Raw genomic sequence first — 6,274 nt, forward strand, 5'->3', positions numbered from 1 at the left:
CGCCACGGCTATTTCTGCGGCGGCGCTGTAGGGGCGGGCTGGCCTTGGGTGTCGCCCAGGAACGGGTTGCGCACGGTGGGCGTCGGCGCCTGCAGCGGGCTGGGCGCGCTCTGCGGATTGCCGGGCTGGGCCGTGCCGGCCGGCGGCTGGCTGGGCTTGGACTGCTGCAGGGCGCCGGGGTCGACGTTGTCGATCTTCAGCCGGTCGACGACCGAGGACGCGCCCTTCTCCCGGCCGGCCAGGATGGTCAGCAGCAGGCTGATGATGAAGAAGGCCGAGCCCAGGATCCAGGTGGTGCGGGTCAAGAGGTCGCCCGCGCCGCGCACGGACATCATGCCCGACGGGCTGCCGCCGCCGACGAAACCGCCGCCTTCCGAACGCTGTAGCAGCACGACCCCGATCAGGATCAGGCTGACGGCGATCTGGGCGGCGAGCAGGATGCCAATGAGCATTAATCTTTGGTCCGATATGTTCGGGCGGATACACCGCACCGAAATGAAGCGCGGGCTCTATCACCGAGCCCGCCCCAAGGCCATAGCTAGGGCGTCGCAGTCGCAACACAAGACATGAGCTTCGACCCCAGCCTCTTCCCGATCCTCGAGACCGAACGCCTGCGGCTGACGCCGCTGGCCGCCGACGATGCGCGCGATATCTTCCCGCTGATGCGCGACGCCGAGGTCATGGCTTTCTGGGACATGCCGGAAAGCGACGATCCCGACCTGATCGACACCATCGTCGCCGCACAGGTCGAGGAGATGGGCGACGGCAGGGCGATCTATTGGGCGCTGCGCCCGCTGGCCGACGACCGCTTCATCGGGACCTGCGACCTCTCCGAGATCGACCGGCGGCACAAGCGCGCTGAGGTCGGCTTCCTGCTGGGCCGCGACGCCTGGGGCCAGGGCTATGCCCAGGAGGCGGTGCGCGCGGTCGTGTCCTACGCTGCGACGCTGGGCCTGCGCCGGCTGCTGGCCCGCACCCACCTGGGCAATAGCCGCTCCGACGCCGTGCTAGCGAAACTCGGCTTCGAGCAGGAGGGCCTGCTGCGCGGCCATGTCCTGCGCGACGGCGAGCGGCGCGACTGCCGACTGTTCGGCCTTCTGCTCTAGGCGTCGGCTGCCTATCTGCGATCCGGCAGGGAGACGCTCATGGCCCATCCGATCCAGATCGACGGCTTCGACCACATCGTTCTGCGGGTCCGCGACAAGGCCGCGATGCTCGGCTTCTATGTCGGCGTCATGGGCCTTTCCGTGGATCGCGACCGCCCGGAACTCGGCCTGACCCACATCCGCGCCGGCCGCCAGATGATCGATCTGGTGACGCTCGACGGGCCGCTGGGCCGGATGGGCGGCGCTGGGCCGGACGCAGAGGGCCGCAACCTCGACCACTTCGCCCTACAGGTCCGGCCGTTCGACGAGGCCGCGATCCGGGCGCACCTGGCCTCGCACGGCGTCGCTGTGGTCGAGGAAGGCCAGCGCTATGGCGCCGACGGCACGGGTTTCTCGCTCTACGTCCGCGACCCGGAGGGTAATACCGTCGAGCTCAAGGGGCCGAGCGCCTAGAGTGCGCGGATGATGCCGAGGAAATCGTCGGCCTTCAGCGAGGCGCCGCCGACCAGGGCCCCGCCGACCTCGGCCGCGTGCAGGATCTCAGCGGCGTTCGAGGGCTTCACCGAGCCGCCATAGAGGATCGCCGGCCCGGCGCCCTCCGGGCCGAAGAGATCGCGCAGGGTCGCGCGGATGGCGACGTGCATCTCTTCGATCTCGGACGTCGTTGGCGTCAGGCCCGTGCCGATGGCCCAGACCGGTTCGTAGGCCACCGACCAGGCTTTGCCGGCGAGTTCCGGGGGCAGCGACCCCCGCACCTGCCCGGTCACCACGCCCAGCGCGTCGCCCGCCTTGCGCTGGTCCAGGGTCTCGCCGACGCAGATGATGGGCTCCAGGCCGGCTCGAAGCGCGGCCTTGACCTTCGTCGCCACCAGCGCGTCGGTCTCCCCGTGGCCGGCGCGGCGTTCGGAGTGGCCGAGAATCACCAGCTTCGCGCCGGCGTCGGCCAGCATCTCGGCCGACACATCGCCGGTGAAGGCCCCAGCTTCCTCCGCGCGGCAGTCCTGCGCGCCCACCATGACGGCCGAACCGGCCAGCGCTGCGCTCATCCGCTGGATGAGGGTGGCGGGGGGACAGATCGCCACACGCGCCCGCCCGCCACCTTGCTGGGCCGCCACGGCCAGCGCTTCGCCAAGCGAGGCCGCCGTGCCGTTCATCTTCCAATTTCCGGCGATCAGGGGGGTCGGAGCGGTCATCTGGCCTCACTCGGGGTCGCGAAAATCGGCTGTTGGCGGCGGTTAAGCCAAGCTCGCGCCGGTGTCACGTGCTTGCGGGGCGGGAGCCGCCTCCACTATACCCGGCGCGCACGCCCGCGCCCCGGAAAGGGAATCCATGCTCGCCGCCATTCGCGCTTTCGCGAAATCGCCCTACGCCGCCGTCCTGATCGGTCTGCTCATCATCAGCTTCGCGGTGTTCGGCGCGAGAGACATGTTCCGCGCCAAGGTTTCGACGGACGTCGTCACCGCCGGGAACCGCTCGATCAGCCCTGCCGACTTCAAGCGCGAGTTCGACGGCTACAAGTCGCAGGTCGAACAGCAGGTCGGCCAGCCGATCACGCCGGAGATCGCCGCGGCCAATGGCCTCGACCGCCGGGTGCTGGAAGGCGTCGCCACGCGCGAGGCTTTCGCGGCGCTCTTGACGAAGATCGGCCTGCGCCCCTCCGACAAGCTGATCGCCGGTGAGATCCAGAAGATTCCGGCCTTCTTCGACCAGGTGACCGGGCGGTTCGACAAACAGTCATACCTGCGCCGGTTGGCCGACAACGGCATGACCTCGACGACCTTCGATGCGCGGGTGCGCGACCAGATCACCGAGCAGCAGGCCGCCACTGGCCTCGTCGCCGGGCTGCGCGCGCCGCGCGCCTATACGGCGCTGGCCGCCGTCTATGGGCTTGAGAGCCGCGACTTCGGTTACTTCGGGATCGAACCGTCGAGCGTGCCGCCGCCGGCGCCGCCCACCGACGCCCAGCTCACACAGTTCATGAAGGAAAACGCCTCCCAGCTGACCCGGCCGGAATTCCGGGTGCTGACCGTCGTGCGCTTCTCGCCGGCGCTGATCGCGGGAAGCCTGCCGATCGACGAGGCCGAGCTGAAGAAGCGCTTCGATTTCCGGAAGGACACCCTGTCCTCGCCGGAGACGCGCACGATCATCCAGATCCCGGTCAAGAACCCGGCCGCAGCCCAGCAGATCATCCAGGGGTTGGCCAAGGGCCAGGACGCCGCCGCGGTGGCCAAGGCCGCCGGCGTCGAGGCGATCACCTATGACAACAAGCCCCAGACCGCGATTCCCGACCCCAAGGTCGGCGCAGCGGCCTTCCAGACGCCCGCCGGCCAGGCGGCGATGGTGAAGGGCGATCTCGGCATGGCCGTCGTCAAGGTGGTCTCGGTCACCAAGGGCCACGCCGTGACCCTGGAAGAGGTGCGCCCGGCGATCGAGGCCGAGCTGCGCAAGGATGCGGCGACCGACAAGGTCTACGCCCTGACCCAGGCCTATGACGACGCCCACCAGGGTGGCGCGAGCCTGGCGGCCGCGGCCCAGAAGGCCGGTGTCCCCACCGTGACCCTCGGCCCGCTGACCCAGAACGGCCGCGACCTGACCGGCCAGCCGGTGCAGGGCCTGACCCAGAAGCTGGTGGAGACCGCCTGGTCCCTGCCGGCCGGCGGCGAGAGCGAGGTCGAGGACGCCGGGGGCGGCGAATATTTCGCCGTGCGCGTCGAGAAGGTCATCCCGCCCGCCATGCCGCCGCTCGACGAGGTCAAGCCGAAGCTCGTGCAGGTCTGGATGCAGCGCGAACTCGCCAAGGCGATGGAAACCCGCGCTCAGGGCTTCGCGGATCGCGTGAAGAAGGGCGAGAGCCTGGACGCGGTCGCCAAGGCCGCTGGGGCGACGGTGACCCAGGTCCCCGGCATCGACCGCCGGACCGCGGGCCAGAACCCCATGCTTTCGCAGGACATGCTGAGCAAGCTCTTCACCTCGCGTCCCGGCGACACCTTCACCGCCCAGAACAACCACTTCGGCTTCGTGGTCGGCAAGCTGGAGGCGATCCATGCGGGCGATCCCGCAACGATCGCGCGGATGGCCGAGGACCTGCGTCCGCAGATGAGCCAGGCCTTCTTCCGTGAGATCGGGGAGTCCGCGCACACCGCCGCCCGCAACACGATCAAGGTGACCGTCGACGCCAACCGCGCCCGCCAGGCGATCGGTCTGGAGCCGATCGATCCCAAGGCCGCGTCGGGGTCGAAGGGTGCGGCCAAGCCGGCCCTGGCGAAATGAAGGTCGAGCCTGCGTATCCGGCTTTCGAGCAGGCATACCAGGCGGGGCGCCCCCAGCTTGTCTGGACGCGCCTGATCGACGATCTGGAGACCCCGGTCTCGGCCTATCTGAAGATCGGGCACGGGCGCCCCTACGCCTTCCTCTTCGAGTCCGTGGAGGGCGGCGCCTTCCGCGCCCGCTATTCGATCATCACCCTCAATCCCGACCTCGTCTGGCGCTGCCGCGGCGACCTGGCCGAGGTCGCCGAGGGCGAGGAGATCGCCGCCGGCCGGTTCGTGGCCCAGCCGGGCGGCGCGCTCGACAGCCTGCGCGACCTTGTCGCCGCCTCGCGGATCGAGCTCCCCGCCGGCCTGCCGCCGCCCTCGGCCGGCCTGTTCGGGGTGATGGGCTACGACATGATCCGGCTGGTCGAGCGGCTGCCTGACGTCAATCCCGATCCCCTGGACCTGCCGGACGGGGTGATGACCCGGCCCTCGATCGTCGCGATCTTCGACGCCATCGCCCAGGAGATCATCCTGGTCACGCCGGTTCGCCCCGGCGAGGCCGCGGCCGACGAGGCCTATGCGGCGGCCCAGGCTCGCCTACAGGCAGTGATGGCCGATCTGAAGACGCCCGCCCCGCCGCTGGCCGGCGACGGCGAGCCGGAACCCGACGCCTTCACCTCGCCGATCAGCCGCGAGCGTTACTGCGAGATCGTTGAACAGGCCAAGGACTACATCCGCGCCGGCGACGTCTTCCAGGTGGTGCCGAGTCACCGCTTCCGCAGCCCCTATAGCCGCGACCCGTTCGCGCTCTACCGGTCGCTGCGGCGGATGAACCCCTCGCCGTTCCTGTTCTACCTGAACTTCGGCGACTTCCAGTTGGCCGGCTCCTCGCCGGAGATCCTGGTGCGGCTGCGCGACGGCAAGATCACCATCCGCCCGATCGCCGGCACCCGGCCGCGTGGCGCCACGCCCACTGAGGACATGGCGCTGGAGCAGGAGCTGATCACCGACCCGAAGGAGCACGCCGAGCATCTGATGCTGCTGGATCTCGGCCGCAACGACGTGGGCCGAGTCGCCATGCTGAAGGCCCAGGGCGCCAACGAGCCGCCGCAGACCCCGCAGGCGAAACGCGGCGCGCCGCGGGTCCGGGTGACCGCCAGCTTCTTCGTCGAGCGATACAGCCACGTCATGCACCTGGTCTCCAACGTCGAGGGCGACGCGCCGGAAGGACTCGATCCCGTCGACGTGGTGATGGCCGCCCTGCCGGCCGGCACGCTCTCCGGCGCGCCCAAGGTGCGGGCCATGGAGATTATCGACGAGCTTGAGATCGAAAAGCGCGGCGTCGGCTACGCCGGCTGCGCCGGCTATTTCGGCTGCGACGGCTCGGTCGACACCTGCATCATCCTGCGCACAGCGCTCTTCAAGGACGGGACGATGTACGTCCAGGCTGGCGGCGGCGTGGTGGCCGACAGCGATCCCAACGCGGAATACGACGAGACCCTGCACAAGGCCCGCGCCCTGCGCCGCGCGGCCGAGGAAAGCTGGCGCTTCGTCTGAGCCTCAGGTCGCGCCGCGCTCGTGGGCGACGTGCTCGCTGGTGATCGGCGGGGCCAGGATCATGGCGGCGGCGAAGGCGAGCGCGCTGACCGCCAGGACGGCCGCCGCGGCCAGCACCGGCCACATCTTCTGGGGGCGCACGGGGCGCAGGAGCAACGTCCTGGCGCGCGCCATGGCCTCTGGATCGATCGCGGAGAATGGACTCGCCATTGGCGGCAGGATCGCGGGAGTCGCGGCCTTCGCCAATCGGGCGCCAATCGCCGCGCTTGGCGCGGGCGCCGCCACAGCCTAGATAGGCGCCATGATCCTGGTGATCGATAACTACGACAGCTTCACCTACAACCTGGTTCATTACCT

General features: G+C 69.7%; 7 protein-coding genes. 4 read left to right on the forward strand and 3 right to left on the reverse strand.

Annotated elements, in window-relative coordinates:
* Positions 1-8: 8 nt before the first annotated feature.
* Positions 9-452, reverse strand: coding sequence for a preprotein translocase subunit SecG (gene secG / locus ACESMY_RS18690; protein WP_372786127.1), 444 nt, complete (start codon positions 450-452; stop codon positions 9-11).
* Positions 453-566: 114 nt separating this feature from the next.
* Here secG and ACESMY_RS18695 point away from each other — a divergent pair, with 114 nt between their 5' ends.
* Entirely contained in the window at positions 567-1,106 is a 540-nt protein-coding gene (locus tag ACESMY_RS18695; RefSeq protein ID WP_372786128.1) for a GNAT family N-acetyltransferase, read from the forward strand.
* A 39-nt stretch (positions 1,107-1,145) separates the two neighbouring features.
* Positions 1,146-1,559, forward strand: coding sequence for a VOC family protein (locus tag ACESMY_RS18700; protein ID WP_372786129.1), 414 nt, complete (start codon positions 1,146-1,148; stop codon positions 1,557-1,559).
* Here the strand turns inward: ACESMY_RS18700 and tpiA are convergent.
* Positions 1,556-2,299, reverse strand: coding sequence for a triose-phosphate isomerase (gene tpiA / locus ACESMY_RS18705; RefSeq protein ID WP_372786130.1), 744 nt, complete (start codon positions 2,297-2,299; stop codon positions 1,556-1,558). The two genes, ACESMY_RS18700 and tpiA, sit on opposite strands and share 4 nt — an antisense overlap.
* A gap of 136 nt (positions 2,300-2,435) precedes the next feature.
* On the opposite strand from tpiA, the gene ACESMY_RS18710 reads away from it, so the two are divergent.
* A complete protein-coding gene (locus ACESMY_RS18710) occupies positions 2,436-4,376 on the forward strand; it encodes a SurA N-terminal domain-containing protein (RefSeq protein ID WP_372786131.1) in 1,941 nt (646 codons plus the stop codon).
* Positions 4,373-5,917 carry an anthranilate synthase component I gene (gene trpE, locus ACESMY_RS18715; protein WP_372786132.1) on the forward strand — a complete coding sequence of 515 codons (1,545 nt, stop codon included), beginning with the start codon at positions 4,373-4,375 and terminating at the stop codon, positions 5,915-5,917. Before ACESMY_RS18710 ends, trpE begins: the two co-directional genes overlap by 4 nt.
* Positions 5,918-5,920: 3 nt before the next feature.
* On the opposite strand, the gene ACESMY_RS18720 is transcribed toward trpE, so the two are convergent.
* Entirely contained in the window at positions 5,921-6,127 is a 207-nt protein-coding gene (locus ACESMY_RS18720) for a hypothetical protein (RefSeq protein WP_372786133.1), read from the reverse strand.
* Positions 6,128-6,274 lie beyond the last annotated feature (147 nt).

Source organism: Phenylobacterium sp. (assembly GCF_041691455.1).
Taxonomy (GTDB): Bacteria; Pseudomonadota; Alphaproteobacteria; order Caulobacterales; family Caulobacteraceae; genus Phenylobacterium.